This window comes from Allosaccharopolyspora coralli (assembly GCF_009664835.1).
In the GTDB taxonomy this organism is placed as follows: domain Bacteria; phylum Actinomycetota; class Actinomycetes; order Mycobacteriales; family Pseudonocardiaceae; genus Allosaccharopolyspora; species Allosaccharopolyspora coralli.
Genome location: NZ_CP045929.1, coordinates 1,333,585 through 1,349,201, shown reverse-complemented (window position 1 = coordinate 1,349,201; position 15,617 = coordinate 1,333,585). Strand labels below are relative to the sequence as shown.

At 68.8% G+C, this 15,617-nt stretch carries 14 protein-coding genes; 2 read left to right on the top strand and 12 right to left on the bottom strand.

The window, feature by feature from the left end; all coding sequences use genetic code 11:
- Positions 1-2: 2 nt before the first annotated feature.
- Positions 3-1,307 carry an MFS transporter gene (locus GIY23_RS06430; RefSeq protein WP_154075817.1) on the top strand — a complete coding sequence of 435 codons (1,305 nt, stop codon included), beginning with the start codon at positions 3-5 and terminating at the stop codon, positions 1,305-1,307.
- A 15-nt stretch (positions 1,308-1,322) separates the two neighbouring features.
- Here the strand turns inward: GIY23_RS06430 and proB are convergent, their stop codons facing one another.
- From proB to ndk, 9 genes are all read right to left on the bottom strand, one after another.
- The gene (gene proB, locus GIY23_RS06425) at positions 1,323-2,444 is read right to left on the bottom strand and encodes a glutamate 5-kinase (protein ID WP_154075816.1); all 1,122 of its coding nucleotides are present in this window, start codon (positions 2,442-2,444) and stop codon (positions 1,323-1,325) included.
- Complete coding sequence (gene obgE, locus GIY23_RS06420) at positions 2,441-4,063, bottom strand: GTPase ObgE (RefSeq protein WP_154075815.1); 1,623 nt, start codon at positions 4,061-4,063, stop codon at positions 2,441-2,443. Before obgE ends, proB begins: the two co-directional genes overlap by 4 nt.
- 138 nt (positions 4,064-4,201) lie before the next feature.
- Positions 4,202-4,459 (bottom strand): 50S ribosomal protein L27, encoded by a 258-nt coding sequence (rpmA, locus tag GIY23_RS06415; RefSeq protein WP_154075814.1) that lies wholly within the window; start codon positions 4,457-4,459, stop codon positions 4,202-4,204.
- A gap of 14 nt (positions 4,460-4,473) precedes the next feature.
- Positions 4,474-4,782: a 50S ribosomal protein L21 gene (rplU, locus tag GIY23_RS06410; RefSeq protein ID WP_154075813.1), complete on the bottom strand. Its 309-nt coding sequence runs from the start codon at positions 4,780-4,782 to the stop codon at positions 4,474-4,476.
- 448 nt (positions 4,783-5,230) lie between these two features.
- Positions 5,231-8,566, bottom strand: a complete 3,336-nt coding sequence (locus tag GIY23_RS06405; protein ID WP_154075812.1) for a translation initiation factor IF-2 N-terminal domain-containing protein — start codon at positions 8,564-8,566, stop codon at positions 5,231-5,233.
- Positions 8,567-8,737: 171 nt separating this feature from the next.
- Positions 8,738-9,544, bottom strand: a complete 807-nt coding sequence (locus GIY23_RS06400) for a TIGR03936 family radical SAM-associated protein (protein WP_154075811.1) — start codon at positions 9,542-9,544, stop codon at positions 8,738-8,740.
- Positions 9,545-9,592: 48 nt separating this feature from the next.
- The gene (locus GIY23_RS06395; protein WP_154075810.1) at positions 9,593-11,533 is read right to left on the bottom strand and encodes a TIGR03960 family B12-binding radical SAM protein; all 1,941 of its coding nucleotides are present in this window, start codon (positions 11,531-11,533) and stop codon (positions 9,593-9,595) included.
- A gap of 194 nt (positions 11,534-11,727) precedes the next feature.
- Positions 11,728-12,255 carry a GNAT family N-acetyltransferase gene (locus tag GIY23_RS06390; protein WP_154075809.1) on the bottom strand — a complete coding sequence of 176 codons (528 nt, stop codon included), beginning with the start codon at positions 12,253-12,255 and terminating at the stop codon, positions 11,728-11,730.
- The gene (gene ndk / locus GIY23_RS06385; RefSeq protein WP_154075808.1) at positions 12,252-12,668 is read right to left on the bottom strand and encodes a nucleoside-diphosphate kinase; all 417 of its coding nucleotides are present in this window, start codon (positions 12,666-12,668) and stop codon (positions 12,252-12,254) included. The genes GIY23_RS06390 and ndk overlap by 4 nt, the downstream gene beginning before the upstream one ends.
- 264 nt (positions 12,669-12,932) lie before the next feature.
- On the opposite strand from ndk, the gene GIY23_RS06380 reads away from it, so the two are divergent.
- Positions 12,933-14,033: a zinc-binding dehydrogenase gene (locus GIY23_RS06380; protein WP_154075807.1), complete on the top strand. Its 1,101-nt coding sequence runs from the start codon at positions 12,933-12,935 to the stop codon at positions 14,031-14,033.
- Here the strand turns inward: GIY23_RS06380 and GIY23_RS06375 are convergent.
- From GIY23_RS06375 to GIY23_RS06365, 3 genes are all read right to left on the bottom strand, one after another.
- Positions 14,026-14,826: a DedA family protein gene (locus tag GIY23_RS06375; protein ID WP_222850249.1), complete on the bottom strand. Its 801-nt coding sequence runs from the start codon at positions 14,824-14,826 to the stop codon at positions 14,026-14,028. The genes GIY23_RS06380 and GIY23_RS06375 overlap by 8 nt on opposite strands.
- A 102-nt stretch (positions 14,827-14,928) precedes the next feature.
- Complete coding sequence (locus tag GIY23_RS06370; RefSeq protein WP_154075806.1) at positions 14,929-15,357, bottom strand: type II toxin-antitoxin system VapC family toxin; 429 nt, start codon at positions 15,355-15,357, stop codon at positions 14,929-14,931.
- Positions 15,354-15,605: a DUF6364 family protein gene (locus tag GIY23_RS06365; RefSeq protein WP_154075805.1), complete on the bottom strand. Its 252-nt coding sequence runs from the start codon at positions 15,603-15,605 to the stop codon at positions 15,354-15,356. The genes GIY23_RS06370 and GIY23_RS06365 overlap by 4 nt, the downstream gene beginning before the upstream one ends.
- Positions 15,606-15,617 lie beyond the last annotated feature (12 nt).

Sequence of the window (15,617 nt, the reverse complement as noted above, 5' to 3'; positions counted from 1 at the left end):
CGATGACCGACGACGCGACGGAGACGGTGAGTTCCGGGCGCACCGAGCGGCACCGACTCCCCATCCGGCAACTCGTCGCTGCCAGCATCGGCAATGCCGTGGAGTGGTACGACTGGACGATCTACGCGGCCTTCAGCGTCTATTTCGCCGGCGCGTTCTTCCCCAGTGACAACGCCACCCTCTCGCTGATCAACACGCTCGCGACGTTCGCGCTCGCCTTCTTCTTCCGCCCCTTGGGTGGGTGGATGCTGGGACGGTTCGCGGACCTCAGGGGCCGTAAGACGGCGATGCTGCTGACGATCTCGCTGATGGCGGGCGGCTCGCTGCTGATCGGACTACTGCCGACCTACACGTCCATCGGCTGGGCGGCCCCACTGCTGCTGGTGCTGGCGCGGATCGGTCAAGGACTCTCGCTCGGCGGCGAGGTCTCGAACGCCTCGGCCTACCTCGCCGAGATCGCCCCCGCCTCGCACCGGGGCCGGTACTCGTCGTTCTTCTACATCTCGACGGGTGCGGCACTGCTGGTCGCGTCGCTGCTCGGGTTCGGACTGACGTCGGCACTCACGGACGAACAACTCACCAGTTACGGCTGGCGGATCCCGTTCATCATCGGCGGGATCCTCGGCATCGTGGGCCTGTGGCTGCGCCGCACGCTCAACGAAACCGAACAGTTCGAGGAGAACAAGAAGCGCGCGAAGGCGCTGAAGAATCCACTGTGGCTCACGCTGACCCAGCACCCGAAGGCGGTCGGCCAGCTCGTCGGGTTCAGCATGGTCTCGACACTGTGCTACTACACGTTCTTCAGCGCGCTCACCCCGTTCGCCGTGGAGAATCGCGGAGCCGACGCCAACGACGTCTTCCTCGCGCTGTCGATCGCGACCGCACTGTTCATCGCGCTGCAGTATCCGGTCGGGCTGCTCTCGGACCGCTACGGACGCAAACCGCAGCTGCTGGTGTGGTCCGGTGCCACCGCCGTGCTCATCGTTCCACTGTCCACTCTGGTACGCCCCGGGCTCGGCGGGCTGCTCGTCGTGTTCTGCGTCGGAATCGTGCTGTACACGGCCATGACTTCGATCGCCCCGGCGATCATGTCGGAGCTGTTCCCCACCGAACTGCGGGGACTCGGCATCGGAGCCTGGTACAACCTCACCGTCGCGGTCTTCGGCGGCACCGCTCCCCTCGTGCTGCAGGGACTCGCCGCGCTCGGCGCACCCGTGGCGTTCTTCTGGTACGTCGCCGCAGGGTCCGCGATCGGATTCGCCATCATCCTCACGCTGCCGGAAACCAGGAACATCCCCCTGCGCTGACCGACGCTCGCCAGGTCACGGCAGCGGCACGAGGTCGTCGGCGTGGACGACTTCACGCCGCTGATCGTCGGGGAGCTCGTGCGTGGAACGACCGACGAGTTCGGGCAGTTCCTCGGAATCGAACGAACAGAGACCCCTGGCAACCACAGTGCCGTGCGGGTCCGCGATCTCGACCACGTCTCCCCCGTGGAAAGCGCCCTCGACCCCGGTGATACCTGCCGACAGCAACGAGCGCCTCCGATCCACGACAGCGGTCACGGCCCCTTCGTCGAGCCACAACCGGCCGTGCGCAGTCGCCGCATGAGCCAGCCAGAAACGGCGGACCGACAGACGCGAACCGCGCGCCCGGAACGCCGTACCGGTGTCGGCCGGACCGAGAGCGCGTCCCGACTCCGCCGCCGAAGCCAGCAGCACCGGAATACCCGACGTGCACGCCAGACGAGCAGCGTCCACCTTGGACACCATTCCGCCGGTCCCGAGACCGGACGAGGAGTCGCCGATCTTCGCAGCCTCGAGATCCTTCTCCCCGTGCACTTCACGGATCGCACTGGATTCCGGCAGCCTCGGGTCACCGTCGTAAAGTGCGTCCACATCGGACAGCAGCACCAACGCATCGGCGCCGACCAGGTGTGCGACCATCGCGGCGAGACGGTCGTTGTCGCCGAACCGGATCTCGTTCGTCGCGACCGTGTCGTTCTCGTTGACCACCGGCACCGTGTCCAGTGTGAGCAGCCGGTGCAACGTCCGCTGAGCGTTGCGGTAGTGCGCCCGGCGGGCCACGTCGTCCGCAGTCAGCAATACCTGGCCCACAGTGAGCTGGTACCGCGCGAACGACTCCGCATACGCGTGCGCGAGCGCCTGCTGCCCGACACTCGCGGCGGCCTGCTGCGTGGCCAGGTCCTTTGGTCTGCGCCGCAACTTCAGCGGGGCGATTCCCGCCGCGATGGCACCCGACGACACCAGTACCACGCCCGTCCCGGCCGCCACGCGGCACGCGAGCGTGTCCACGATCGCGTCGAGTCGTTCGGCGTCCAACCCGCCGCCGGCGGTCGTCAGCGACGACGACCCGACCTTCACCACGAGCCGCTTGGCCACGGACACCGCGTGCCGGGTCAACGAACTCGTGGGCGCGTTCATCGTCCGCTCCGGTCTTCCCGGTCGTCGGCGTCGTCGACTACCTCGGCGGGGCCCTCCGCCGCGTCGTCGTCCCACACGTCGTCCCAGACATCGTCGTCGCGGTCGCCCGCGCGGGGGCCGGTTTCCTCTTCAGCCCACCGCAACTCGTCCGCGTCGACGGACTCCTTGCCCGCGTAGTACCGAGCCTGCTTGGCCGCTTTGCGCTCGGAGGCCGGCACGCGATCGTTGCTCTCCAGGCGCGCGTCGGTGCCGCGCCCACTCATGACGGCGGCCACCCCTGCCGGCGTCGACGGCTCCCAGTCGAAGGTCACGCCGCCGATCGTGACCTGACTGCCGGGCTGCGCGCCGTGCCGCGCGAGTGCCTCCTCGACACCGATCTTCGCGAGTCGATCACCCAGGAATCCGACGGCCTCGTCGTTGTCGAACGAGGTCTGCCGCACCCAGCGCTCCGGCTTGTCCCCCCGCACGACGAACGCGTCCTCGGTCTCCGGGTCCGGCTCGACGGTGAAGTCAGCGTCGCCACCGACTGCCTTCGGACGCACGAGGACCCGTGCAGGCTCCGGCTCCGGCTGCTCGGCGCGGTACTGCTCGACGGTACGGGCGAGCGCGAAACTCAACTCCCGCAAGCCCTTTCGGCTCTGCGTGGAGACTTCCCACACCGGCCAGCCACGCGCTTCGAGGTCGGGGCGCACCAGCTCGGCCAGTTCTTCAGCCTCCGGGACGTCCATCTTGTTCAGCACGACCATGCGCGGCCGCGACTCGAGATCGACCGCACCGAGCTCCGCACTCAACGCCGGCGTGTACTCGGCGAGCTCGTTCTCCAGAGCGTCCACATCGGACAGCGGATCGCGTCCCGGTTCGAGCGTCGCGCAATCCACCACGTGCACCAGCACCGCGCAGCGCTCGATGTGGCGCAGGAACTCCAATCCGAGCCCGCGCCCACCGCTCGCGCCCGGAATCAGCCCGGGCACGTCGGCGACCGTGAACACCGTCTCTCCCGCGGTGACCACACCCAGGTTCGGCGCCAACGTGGTGAACGGATAGTCCGCGATCTTCGGCTTCGCCTCCGACAACACCGAGATCAGCGAGGACTTGCCCGCAGAAGGGAACCCGACGAGCCCCACGTCGGCGACCGACTTCAATTCCAGGACGAGCTCGGCCTGATCGCCCTCCTCGCCGAGCAGGGCGAAACCGGGAGCCTTGCGTGCCTTCGACGCCAGCGCGGCGTTGCCGAGACCGCCGCGGCCACCCTGCGAGGCCACGAACGTGGTCCCGACGCCGACGAGATCGGCGAGGACCTCGCCGTCCTGGGACAACACGACGGTGCCGTCCGGCACCGACAGCACCAGGTCAGCGCCGACGGCACCGTTGCGGTGCCCACCCTGCCCCTGCCTGCCGTTCTTCGCCCGCAGGTGCGGCCGGTGGTGGAAATCGAGCAGCGTGTGCACCTGCGAGTCGACCACCAGGGTCACGTCCCCGCCGCGGCCACCGTTGCCCCCGTCCGGGCCCCCGAGGGGCTTGAACTTCTCCCGATGGACCGAAGCGCAGCCATTACCCCCGTTGCCTGCCGCAACGTGGATGGTCACGCGGTCGACGAACCGCGACACGGATGCCTCCAGACATCATCAGGAAAGGGATGTCCCGCTACCCGCGAGCGTGCCACTCCAGCACCCTCGGAGCAGGCCCGCTGACTCCGGACCCGGACACGACAAAGCAGGCCCGGCGAGTGCCGGGCCTGCTCGAAGGAAAAGTCCGGCTCAGGCTTCAGCCGGGACGATGTTCACGATCCGGCGACCGCGCTTCTGTCCGAACAGCACCTCACCGGTCGCGAGAGCGAACAGCGTGTCGTCGCCGCCGCGGCCGACGTTGTCGCCCGGGTGGAACTTGGTGCCACGCTGCCGGATGAGAATCTCACCGGCGTTGACCGCCTCACCGCCGAAACGCTTCACCCCGAGGTACTTGGGGTTCGAATCGCGGCCGTTCCGGGAGTTGGATGCACCCTTCTTGGTTGACATACCTACTCAAGTCCTCACTTGTTGATGCCGGTGACCTCGACGCGGGTCAGCTTCTGCCGGTGACCCTGACGCTTCTGGTATCCGGTCTTGTTCTTGAACTTGTGGATGCGGATCTTGGGGCCCTTGGTCTGCTCGACCAGCTTGCCGGTCACCGCCACCTTCGCCAGCGCATCGGCGTCGGCGGTGACTTGGGAGCCATCGACGACCAGAAGCGCCGGGAACGTGACCTCGGAGCCCGGTTCGCCTTCGAGCTTCTCGACCTCGACGACGTCCCCGACAGCCACCTTGTACTGCTTGCCGCCGGTCTTGACGATCGCGTACATGAGTCGGAAGTCTCCTGCTGCTCGGTTTCGCTTGTTCACCCGGTCTGCGACGTGCGTCCGCACCGACCGGGATGGTCCGTGATCCGGCCGCGCCGTTCGCACAGCGTGTACGGCGGGTTCCTGGCCGAATCCGGGCAACTGCCGTCCCCTGCGGGCGGATCCGAACTCACCAGGCGTTTAGCCTCTCCGCCCCACCGGCGGCGAGAAGTTCTCAACCATCATACAGACCTGCCCACCCGTGTTCACCACGAGGGGGATCCTCTCGAGCACGACCCCCAGCACGCGGCGACGCCGTCCAGGACACGCGCCGGTGTGAGTCCCATCAGCTTAGCTGAGAGGGGCGCGGATCGAAGCAGCGGTCAGGCACAGTGCGCCGGTCTACGCCGACCGGCCACGAAAGAGCGGGGCGGCACCGGATCGGCGCCGCCCCGCTCTCGTACTTCTTCGATCAGGCGTCGCCCCCGGCGGGACCGGTGGGCCGCGACGCGGCTCGCCTGCGCGGACGACGAGCCGGAGCCGCCTCCGGAACCGCTGTGACGACGTCGGACTCGGCCGACCCCGAATGCGCCGATTCGGGTGCGGCGGCGCCGTTCGGCTGTGCCGCCGACGACTCGGCAGCCGCAGAGTTCACGACCACCGGCTCGGACGACGCGCCCGCACTGCCTGCGGGCCTGCTCACCTTGCGACGACGCGAGCGCTCGGCAGCCTGCGAGGGCTCGGCGTCACCAGCGGCACCACTCGTGGACGGGGCCGAGCCGTCCGGCGTCGTGCTCGGCTCGGCGGCCGGGGACGTAGTGGTCGGCTCGGAGGTAGTGGTCGGCTCGGAGGTAGTGGTCGGCTCGGTGGAAACCGGTTCGGCGACCACCGGGGTCACCGCCTCGCCCGCGCTGCCTGCGGGGCGACTCACCTTGCGACGACGTGACCGGCCGGAGGGCGCCTTCTCACCGGTTGCCTTGTCACCGGCTGTCGCCGCTCCCGTTGCCGCTGCTGCCGTGCCCGCCTGCTGGTCACGGGCTCCGGACGAGTCCGCCACAGGCTCCTCGGACCGGGATCTCTGCGAGCCGGAGTCGGCCATGCCCCGCGGTTCCAACACGGGAGCGGCCTGCGACTCGTCGCGACCCGCACGCTGGTCTGCCTTGTCCTGCCGACCGGCCTTGTTTCGCCGATCGCGCCCCTTCGGGGACCCGTCCTGCTGATCCGCGCTGGAGTTGGACTTCGGTTCCTCCGACGGAGACGAGGATTTCTCCGTCTGCGTGGCGTCCGCAGCGGATTCGGCGGCCGGAGCGTCGGACTGCTGGCCCTTGCCGCGTTTACGACGCTCCTGCTTGTCCTGCTTGCCCCCGTCCTGTTTGCCACCGTCGTGCTTCTGCTCGGACTTCTGATCGCCCTTGTGCTCGTGCTTACCGCCACCCGTGGCGGGCAGATCCGTCGACACCAGCACGCCACGGCCACGGCAGTGCTCGCACGTGTTGCTGTACGCCTCCAGCAGACCGGTGCCGACTCGCTTGCGGGTCATCTGCACCAGACCCAACGAGGTCACCTCGGCGACCTGGTGCCGCGTGCGGTCGCGGCCGAGGCACTCGGTCAGCCGCCGCAGGACCAGATCCCGGTTCGACTCCAACACCATGTCGATGAAGTCGATGACGATGATCCCGCCGATGTCGCGCAACCGGAGCTGGCGGACGATCTCCTCCGCCGACTCCAGGTTGTTGCGGGTCACCGTCTCCTCCAGGTTGCCGCCGGAGCCGGTGAACTTGCCAGTGTTGACGTCGATGACCGTCATCGCCTCGGTGCGGTCGATGATCAGGTATCCGCCGGAAGGCAACCACACCTTGCGGTCCAGAGCCTTCGAGATCTGCTCGTTGATGCGCTGCTCGGTGAACACGTCGTTCTTGCCGGTGTGCTTGTACAGCCGGTCCACCAGGTCCGGTGCCACGTGGTTCACGTAGGCCTCGATGGTGTCCCACGCGGTGTCACCCTGGACGGTCAACGACGTGAAGTCCTCGGTGAACAGGTCCCGGATGACCTTGATCAGCAGGTCCGGCTCCTCGTAGAGCAGCTGCGGAGCCTGCGCCTTCGGCTGCTCGGAGCGCTCCTTGATGACGTCCCACTGCGCCTGCAGCCGCTTGACGTCACGCTCCAGCGAGTCCTCGCTAGTGCCCTCCGACGCGGTGCGGATGATGACGCCCGCGTTCTCCGGAACGATCCGCTTGAGGATCTCCTTGAGGCGCTTGCGCTCGGTGTCCGGCAGCTTGCGGCTGATGCCGGTGGCGCTGCCGCCCGGCACGTACACCAGGAAGCGTCCTGGCAGGCTGATCTGGGTGGTCAACCGCGCACCCTTGTGCCCGATCGGGTCCTTGGTGACCTGCACGAGAACGCTGTCGCCCGAGCTCAACGCCTGCTCGATCCGGCGCGACTTGCCCGCGAGTCCCGCCGAGTCCCAGTCGACCTCACCGGCGTAGATGACCGCGTTGCGGCCCTTACCGATGTCGACGAACGCGGCCTCCATGCTCGGCAGCACGTTTTGCACGCGGCCGAGGTAGACGTTGCCGACCAGCGAACCGCTGCCCGACGAGGTCACGAAGTTCTCGACGAGGACGTTGTCCTCCAGCACCGCGATCTGGGTCTGCTCGCCGTGCTCCCGGACCACCATGCGGCGCTCGACGGACTCGCGGCGGGCGAGGAACTCCGACTCGGAGAGCACCGGCGCGCGGCGACGCCCCGCTTCGCGACCGTCACGGCGGCGCTGACGCTTGGCTTCCAGACGGGTCGAGCCCTTGATCGCACGGACCTCGTCGTCGCCGCCCGAGTCCTTCTCCGGCGCGGACTCGCGCGTGTGCACCACGGTGTTCGGCGGATCGTCGTCCCGGCCGGACTCGTCGTCGCCCGTGCCCTTGCGACGCCTGCGGCGGCGACGCCGACTGGATCCGTCACCCGAGTCGTCGGAGGACTTCTCCTCCTTCGGCCCGGCGCCGTCCGCCTGCTCGGACCCGCCGTCCTTGTCGGACTTCTTGTCCTTCTTGGACTTCTTCTCGCTCTTGTCGCCCTTGTCGTTCTTGTCCTGGCGCCCCGGCTTGTCGGGCTGCTCGTCCGACGACTCCTCACCGCCGCCGTCGTCGCCGTCACCACCGCGGCCCCGGCCACGGCCACGCCGACCACGCCGACGCCGGCGGCGGCCGGACTGGTCGCCGTCCTCGTCGTCGGTGTCGTCCTCGTCGTCCGAGTCCGACCCCTGGCTCGTGTCCTGGGAGTCCTCCGTCGCCGACCGCTCCGGCTTCGACTTGGCCGGTGCCGTCTCGGCCGCGGCGAGGAACGTGGCCTGCGGAGCCTCGAACAGCGGCGACAGGCCCGCAGGAGCGGGCGCTTGCTCGGCACTCGGTTGCGTATCGGCGGCGGCCGCGAACGGCGTGCTCGCCGACTCGGTAGGCGTGTGCGGTTCCGTGGGCTCGGCCCGGTCGCCGTCGGCGGAGGCAGACACCTGGCCACCGTCGCTCGGCGCGACGGATGCCTGCTGCTCGTCCGTGTCGTCCACGAGCTGCTCAGGGCGCAGTTCCCGGACGACACGCAGGGCCACGTCACGGGTGATGTTCGACTGCGCGCTGCGCACCGACTCACCCAGTGACTCGAGTGTCGTGATCACCTCGCGACTGCTCGCGCCGAGCTGCTTGGCCAGCGCGTGCACCCGGAGCTTCGCGGGAAGCTCGACCGTCGCCTGGGGCGAGTCGTCGGTAGGTGTGGGCGACTGCCCGCTGGAGTTTCCAGCGGGCGTATCCATGTTCAACATCCAGCTCCTCCGCCCCCGGGCGCGTCCTCGACGACGCGAGCCGCACAGGGGCCTGTGTGTTCTTCTGTTCTCCGCCACCGTGGTGACGGCAATTCTTGGTTCCCCCCTGCTCCCGGGTCCTCGCCCGGGACGGCAGCACGGCGGGTACGGCGACGTCCGCGCCGACACCCGTCACCCGGCCGCAGGCTCTCCCCGCCGGGCTCCGGCCGCCGCCCTGTCCTGGGCCAACGGGTCGGCCAGCACCCCGGTGTCGTCGAGCCGGCCTTGCTCCCACCGCACCGCCCGAGGGGCGGCGGAAGGTGCCAGGTCGGCGACGACACGCAACGCGCTCAGTACGTCGTCGGGCCGCACGACCGGTGTTGTCTGCCGTACGACCGTTACGAGTATCCCATACGGTTCACAGCTAGTCGGCCAATCGTCCATCCGAGGGGTGAACGTGTCGTGACCGTCACTGTCCGCAGCCACGGAACCCGCGACGGTCACCGGTTCCACGACCTCGGCGGCGACGACCGCGGCCCGCGCGTCGAGAGTACGCATCCCGTCCTTGCCCATGCGTTCGACCTCGACGCCGGACTCGGCAAGTAACCGCTCCACGGCATGTCGCAGCTCGTCGGCGGACACACCGGGCACCTGAATGCACCAGCGGCTCGCTTCCAGCCGATCCGCCAACGACCCGGACGTGGCCTCGACGACGTCGAGCACGTCCATCCCGGCAGGCAGCGCCGCGTCGAGCTCGTCACGGACCACCCCCGGATCCACCCGCTCGACGAGTTGAAGTTCGACGTACTCCGCCTCGCTGGCCACACCCGTCGGCACCGCTCCGGCCCACGAGACCTTGGGGTGCGGGTTGAAGCCCTGCGAGTACGCCATCGGCACCCCGGTGCGACGCAGCGTGCGCTCGAACGCCCTGGCCAGGTCGCGATGCGAGGTGAAACGCATCCGACCGCGCTTGGCGTAGCGCACCCGCAGTTTCTGCACCGGCGGTGCCGACGGGTTGGGCTTGTCCTGACGACTCAGGGCTCCTCCTCAGCCGAACGCACTGTTGGCGACCGGTGAGCCCTTGCCCACCGGTGAGATCGGAAGCAGGGGCCGGCCGGAGGGTCCCACCTCGATGTCGGTGCCCATCGTCGGGCACACACCGCAGTCGAAGCAGGGAGTCCACCGGCAGTCGTCCTGCTCCTGGGCGTCGAGGGCGTCCTGCCAGTCGGTCCACAACCACTCCTTGTCCAGACCGGAGTCGAGGTGGTCCCACGGCAGTACCTCGTCCTCGCCGCGCTCGCGAGTGGTGAACCAGTCGACGTCCACGCCCAGCGGCCGCAACTCGGCGTCCGCGCACTCCCTCCACCGGTCGTAGGAGAAGTACTCGTTCCAGCCGTCGAAGCGGCCGCCCGCACGCCACACCCGCTCGATGACCGGTCCCAGTCGACGGTCGCCGCGCGAGAGGAGGCCTTCGACCAGGGAAGGTTTGCCGTCGTGGTACCGCATGCCGATGCTGCGCCCCAGCTTGCGATCGGAGTTCACCGCCGCCCGCAGCTTGCGCAACCGGTCGTCGACCGTGTCCGGATCGCACTGCGCCGCCCACTGGAACGGCGTGTGCGGCTTGGGGACGAACCCGCCGATGGAGATGGTGCAGCGGATGTTGTTGTGGCCCGCCGCCTGCCTGCCGGTCCGGATGACCTCCTTGGCCATCTCGGCGATCTGCAGCACGTCGTCGTCGGTTTCGGTCGGCAGTCCGCACATGAAGTACAGCTTCACCTGACGCCAGCCGTTCGCGAACGCGGCGGCGACCGTCCGGACCAGGTCCTCTTCCGAGACCATCTTGTTGATCACGCGCCGGATCCGCTCGCTGCCGCCCTCGGGCGCGAAGGTCAGACCGGAGCGGCGACCGTTGCGCGAGAGCTCGTTGGCGAGGTCGATGTTGAACGCGTCCACCCGCGTCGAGGGCAGCGACAGGCCGGTGTTGGTGCCCTCGTAGCGGTCGGCGAGACCCTTGGTGATGTCACCGATCTCGGAGTGGTCCGCCGAACTCAACGACAGCAGCCCGACCTCCTCGAACCCGGTCGCCTCCAGACCGCACTGGACCATGTTGCCGATGCCCTCGACCGAACGCTCCCGCACCGGGCGGGTGATCATCCCCGCCTGACAGAAGCGGCAGCCCCGGGTGCAGCCACGGAAGATCTCCACGCTCATCCGCTCGTGCACGCTCTCCGCCATCGGAACCAGCGGCTTCTTCGGATACGGCCACTCGTCGAGCTCCATCGTGGTGCGCTTGAACACCCGGTACGGCACGACCGCGTCGATCGCGCCGTCCGCGCGGTAGCTGACGTCGTAGAACCGCGGGACGTAGACGCCGCCGCTCTCCGCGAGCCGCAGCAGCAGTTCCTCGCGGCCGCCCGGTTGGCCCTCGTCCTTCCAGCGCCGGATCTGGGAGGTGACCTCCAGGACGGCTTCCTCTCCGTCACCGAGGACCACCGCGTCGAGAAAGTCCGCGATCGGCTCCGGGTTGAACGCCGCGTGCCCGCCCGCGAGGACGATCGGATGCTCGTCCGTGCGGTCCGCCGCGTTCAGCGGGATGCCACCGAGGTCGAGCGCCGAGAGCAGATTGGTGTAGCCGAGTTCGGTCGCGAAGCTGACGCCGAGGACGTCGAACCCGCCGACCGGACGATGGTTGTCGACCGTGAACTGCGGGATGCCGTGCTCGCGCATCAGGTTCTCGAGGTCGGGCCACACGGAGTAGGTGCGCTCGGCGAGCACCTCGGGCAGCTCGTTGAGGACCTCGTAGAGAATCATGACGCCCTGGTTGGGCAGGCCGACCTCGTAGGCGTCCGGGTACATCAAGCACCAGCGCACCGAGGTCTCGTCCCAGTCCTTGGCTGTCGAGTTCAACTCACCGCCGACGTACTGGACGGGTTTGGAGACGCGGGAGAGCAGCGGCTCCAGCTGGTCGTAGACGGACTGCACAGACACGGCTCCCAGGGTAGAGGCCTGTGCCGCGCCGACACCGACCTCACCCCACCGGCCCAGTCATCCCCCGGCTCAACCTTCACCCCACCGAGGCCAACCTTCACCCCACCGAGGCGCTCACCACCCCGCCACCTGTGGACAACTCCCCTCCCTGTGGACAGCGGGGTGGCAAATTCGCGCGAATTTGCCACCCGGCGTCAGGTGTCGCGGGTGAGCCAGACTTCGTCGCGGGTGTCGCCGTCGTCGAGGCGGACCGCGCCGGGCCACCGACCGCGTTCGACCCAGCCGAGTGCCTCGTAGTAGCGCTCCAGGTCCTGACCACTGCGGGTGATGAGCTCCAGCTGTGTGAGACCGACCGCCTGAGCCTGGGCGAGCACCGCGTCGTGCAACTGGCGGCCCCACCCCGTGCCCTGCAGGTCGGGGTCGACCATCAGCCAGGACAGTTCCCCGGTGTGCGCCCGCGCGGGCAATGATTGGGGCGTCAGGACCGCCGCACCGACCAGCTCGCGGTCCCGGCCGACGGTGATGAGGAAGGCGCGACGCTGCGAGACGTCGTCGACGACCTTCGCGGCGGCCTCGCGGACCTTCTCCAGCGGATCGGACGGCCGGAAACCGACCGCGCCACCCGCCACCGACACCCGCCCCCACAGGTCGGTGAGACCGTCGACGAGGTCGGGATGCGGCTGGTCGACGCGGTGCGGGCCGGTGACGAAACCGCTACTCACTCGCCGAGATCCGGGAACCACAGCTTGATCTCCCGCTCGGCCGACTCGGCCGAGTCCGAACCGTGCACCAGGTTGAACTGGACCTCGAGCCCGTAGTCGCCGCGGATGCTGCCGGGCGCGGCCTTGTCCACCGGGTCGGTGCCACCGGCGAGCTGCCGGAACGCCGCGATCGCGCGCGGGCCCTCGACGACCATCGCCACGACCGGCCCGGAGGTGATGAACTCCAGCAGCGAGCCGAAGAACGGCTTGCCGTCGTGCTCGGCGTAGTGCTGCTCGGCGACCTGCTGCTCGACCTGGCGCAGCTCCAGCGCGGCCAGCGAGAGGCCCTTGCGCTCGATGCGGCTCACGACCTCGCCGACGAGGCCTCGCTGCACGCCGTCGGGCTTGACGAGGACCAGGGTGCGCTCACTCACGACTTGTCTCCTTCACGTGCTTGCGCGCGGTCCGTCGACAGCCACGCGTCCGATGTGTCCGCAAGCGTAGCGACGCAGGTCGCTCTCCCACCTGTGGGGCAGGTGCCTGGGCAACCAGGCGCGAGGTGAGGTTCCGTCACGCAATCGCCAACGCGGATCACCCCGAGCCCACCGCTCGAGGCTGGTGTGGCGGAGACCACCGCGATAGCGTCGGCGCGGCCGTACCGACCGGCCGGTCGGGCCACCCGCCACAGGAGGACGCCGATGCGCGCCGCAGTGCACACCGCGCCGAACGAGCCGATGCGGATCGAGGACCTCACGGATCCGCACCCGAAGGCCGGTGAGGTCGCGATCGACGTGCGTTCCTGCGGCGCCTGCCACACCGACCTGCATGTCCTCAAGGGCGAGTTGCCGTTCCCGACACCGTCGGTGCTGGGGCACGAGGTGGCCGGGGTGATCTCCGAGGTCGGGCCGGGTGTGGCGAACCTGCGGGTCGGCGACCCGGTGATCACCAGTTTCATCATGCCGTGCGGGACGTGTGCACAGTGCTCCCGCGGCAACGAGGATCTCTGCGTCGACTTCTTCGCCTACAACCGCGGCAAGGGGCAGCTCTACGACGGCGAGACGCGACTGTTCCGTCCCGACGGCGAGCCGGTGTGGATGTACTCGATGGGCGGGCTCTCCGAACGCTGCGTCACGCCCGCCACCTCCGCGTACCGGGTTCCGGAAGGCGTCGAACTCACCGACGTCGCCTCCGTGGGCTGCTCGACCATGACGGCCTACGGGGCACTGCGCCACGCCGCGAACGTGCAGGTCGGCGACACCGTGGCGGTGGTCGCGGCAGGCGGCGTGGGCTCGGCGCTGATCCAGCTCGCCACGACCTTCGGGGCGTCCGAGGTGATCGCCGTCGACGTCGCCACCGACAAGCTCGCCGCCGCCCGGTCTCTCGGCGCGACACGAACCGTCAACTCCGCCGAGGTCGACGCTGCCGAAGCGATTCGCGACCTGACCGGCGGGCGCGGCGTCGACGTCGCGTTCGAAGCGCTCGGCAACGTCACGACCTTCGGCATCGCCCGCGACTCCGTCGTCGAGGGCGGACAGGTCGTCATCGTCGGGATCGCACCACGAGGCACCAGCGCCGAGTTCGACCTCGCGACCATCGCCCGCCGCAAGCTGCAGATCAAAGGCTCCTACGGCGCCAAACCCCGACGGGACATGCCGGTCCTGCTCGACCTGGTCGCGAAGGGCAAGCTGCGACCGCAGGACGCGATCAGCCGCCGCTACTCGTTCGACGAGGTGCAGGACGCCTACGACGCGCTCAACCGGGGTGAGACGCGAGGACGTGCCGTGGTCGACGTCAGCTAGCTCGCCGCTGCTTGGCGTTGGCCTCGCGCTGGGCGATGAACGCGACCACCAGGGCGATTCCGACGCTGATCCAGATCGCGTACTGGTCCACGGCCATCACCGCGTCCACCGCGTACTGACCGAGCGCGTACCCGAGCCCGGCGACGATACCGGTGATGATCAGTGACCCGATCGCGTTCAACAACAGGAAACTCGTCAGGCGCATCCCGGTCCATCCCGCGAGCGCGTACACGAGCCCGGCGGGCACTCCCGGCACGAACGCGAAGACCACCGCGAGACGGATCCACCACGGGTTCATCGTGCGGATGCGCTCGGCGAAGCGTTGTGAGCGCTCGGTCTGGGCGAAGAGGTTCACGATGCCGCGTCCCCACTGGCGACCGGCCCACCAGAACAACCAGTCGAACTTGATCATGCCGACGACGCCGGCGAACACGACCAGTGCGAGCGAGACCTCGCCCACTCTCGCGAAGGCGGCACCGGCCCCGACCGCGGCCTTGCTGCCGGTGAGGAACTCCAGCACCACGGGGTGCGACCCGAGCAGGAACGGGCGTGCGGGCCACATCGCCATCCCGAAGACCGTCACGCCGACGATCGCCCACATCAACGCCTTGTCGGTACGGCTCGCCGCGCCCGGGCCCCACGGCTTGATCTTGCGCAACGCCTCGGCGGCTTCCTCGCGCTGCTGCGCCTTCTTCTCCTCGGGGGTGGGCAGCCTCTCCGCGTCAGCGGCCTGTCCCGTCCGCTCCGTACCGTCGGACGGCTTCGGCTCGTGCTGTTCCATCGGCGTCGTCATGGCTCCCATCGTGGCGGAGCCGGTCCTCCCCCAGTAGTCCTGTCCCTCACCGGTCCCGGCGGGTGGGTGCACAACCCACCATGACATCCGTCATCGGTTCCGTCAGTCGAGCGGGTGCCGCCACCGCAACCCGGGGTACCGTGCGAACCCGCGATCGGCGGTGATCCACTCGCAGCCGTGCTCGATCGCGATCGCGGCGAGGTAGGCATCCGGGACGTGGTTTCCCTTCGCCTCCGCCTTCCGGCACAGCTCGGTGAAGATCTCCCAGTGCCGCGGTCCGGGTTCGACCGGCGTGAACGCCGGGGCAGTCCGAACGGCGGCCACCATCTCCAGTGCCTGCGCCGGGAGCAACGTCCGAACGAACGCCTTCGGATTGGTGACGATACGCAGGTAGCCACTGAACACGAGCGACGGAAACCCGATCGGCACGGTGCCGTTCAGAGCATTCTCGAGCCAGGCGTTGTAGCGCTCATGCTCCGGTAGAGCCGTGTTCTGTGCGTTCAGCAGGATGTTGACGTCGCATGCGATCACTCGTCGGACTCCATCAGGTCCAACAGAGCGGCGTTGTCGTTGAGATCCACGCCGGGCAAGGGCTCGATGTAGAACGTCGGCAGGGTGAAACGAGGTCGAGACGGATCACTCTGTGCGGCACGGCGTGCCTCGGCCAGTCGCAGGTCCTCCTCGACGAGTGCACTCACGGTGGTCTTGTCGCGAGTCGCCCTCATCTTGAGTCGATCGAGCAGATCCTCGTCGATCGTGATGGTCGTGCGGGTATTCATGCACTCAAGTGT

Bases quoted from the DNA above. Each gene is read 5' to 3' on its own strand.
- GIY23_RS06430 (WP_154075817.1), top strand. From the start codon at position 3: ATGACCGACGACGCGACGGAGACGGTGAGTTCCGGGCGCACCGAGCGG.
- proB (WP_154075816.1), bottom strand. From the start codon at position 2,444: ATGAACGCGCCCACGAGTTCGTTGACCCGGCACGCGGTGTCCGTGGCC.
- rpmA (WP_154075814.1), bottom strand. From the start codon at position 4,459: ATGTCAACCAAGAAGGGTGCATCCAACTCCCGGAACGGCCGCGATTCG.
- rplU (WP_154075813.1), bottom strand. From the start codon at position 4,782: ATGTACGCGATCGTCAAGACCGGCGGCAAGCAGTACAAGGTGGCTGTC.
- GIY23_RS06405 (WP_154075812.1), bottom strand. From the start codon at position 8,566: ATGTTGAACATGGATACGCCCGCTGGAAACTCCAGCGGGCAGTCGCCC.
- GIY23_RS06380 (WP_154075807.1), top strand. From the start codon at position 12,933: ATGCGCGCCGCAGTGCACACCGCGCCGAACGAGCCGATGCGGATCGAG.
- GIY23_RS06375 (WP_222850249.1), bottom strand. From the start codon at position 14,826: ATGACGACGCCGATGGAACAGCACGAGCCGAAGCCGTCCGACGGTACG.
- GIY23_RS06365 (WP_154075805.1), bottom strand. From the start codon at position 15,605: ATGAATACCCGCACGACCATCACGATCGACGAGGATCTGCTCGATCGA.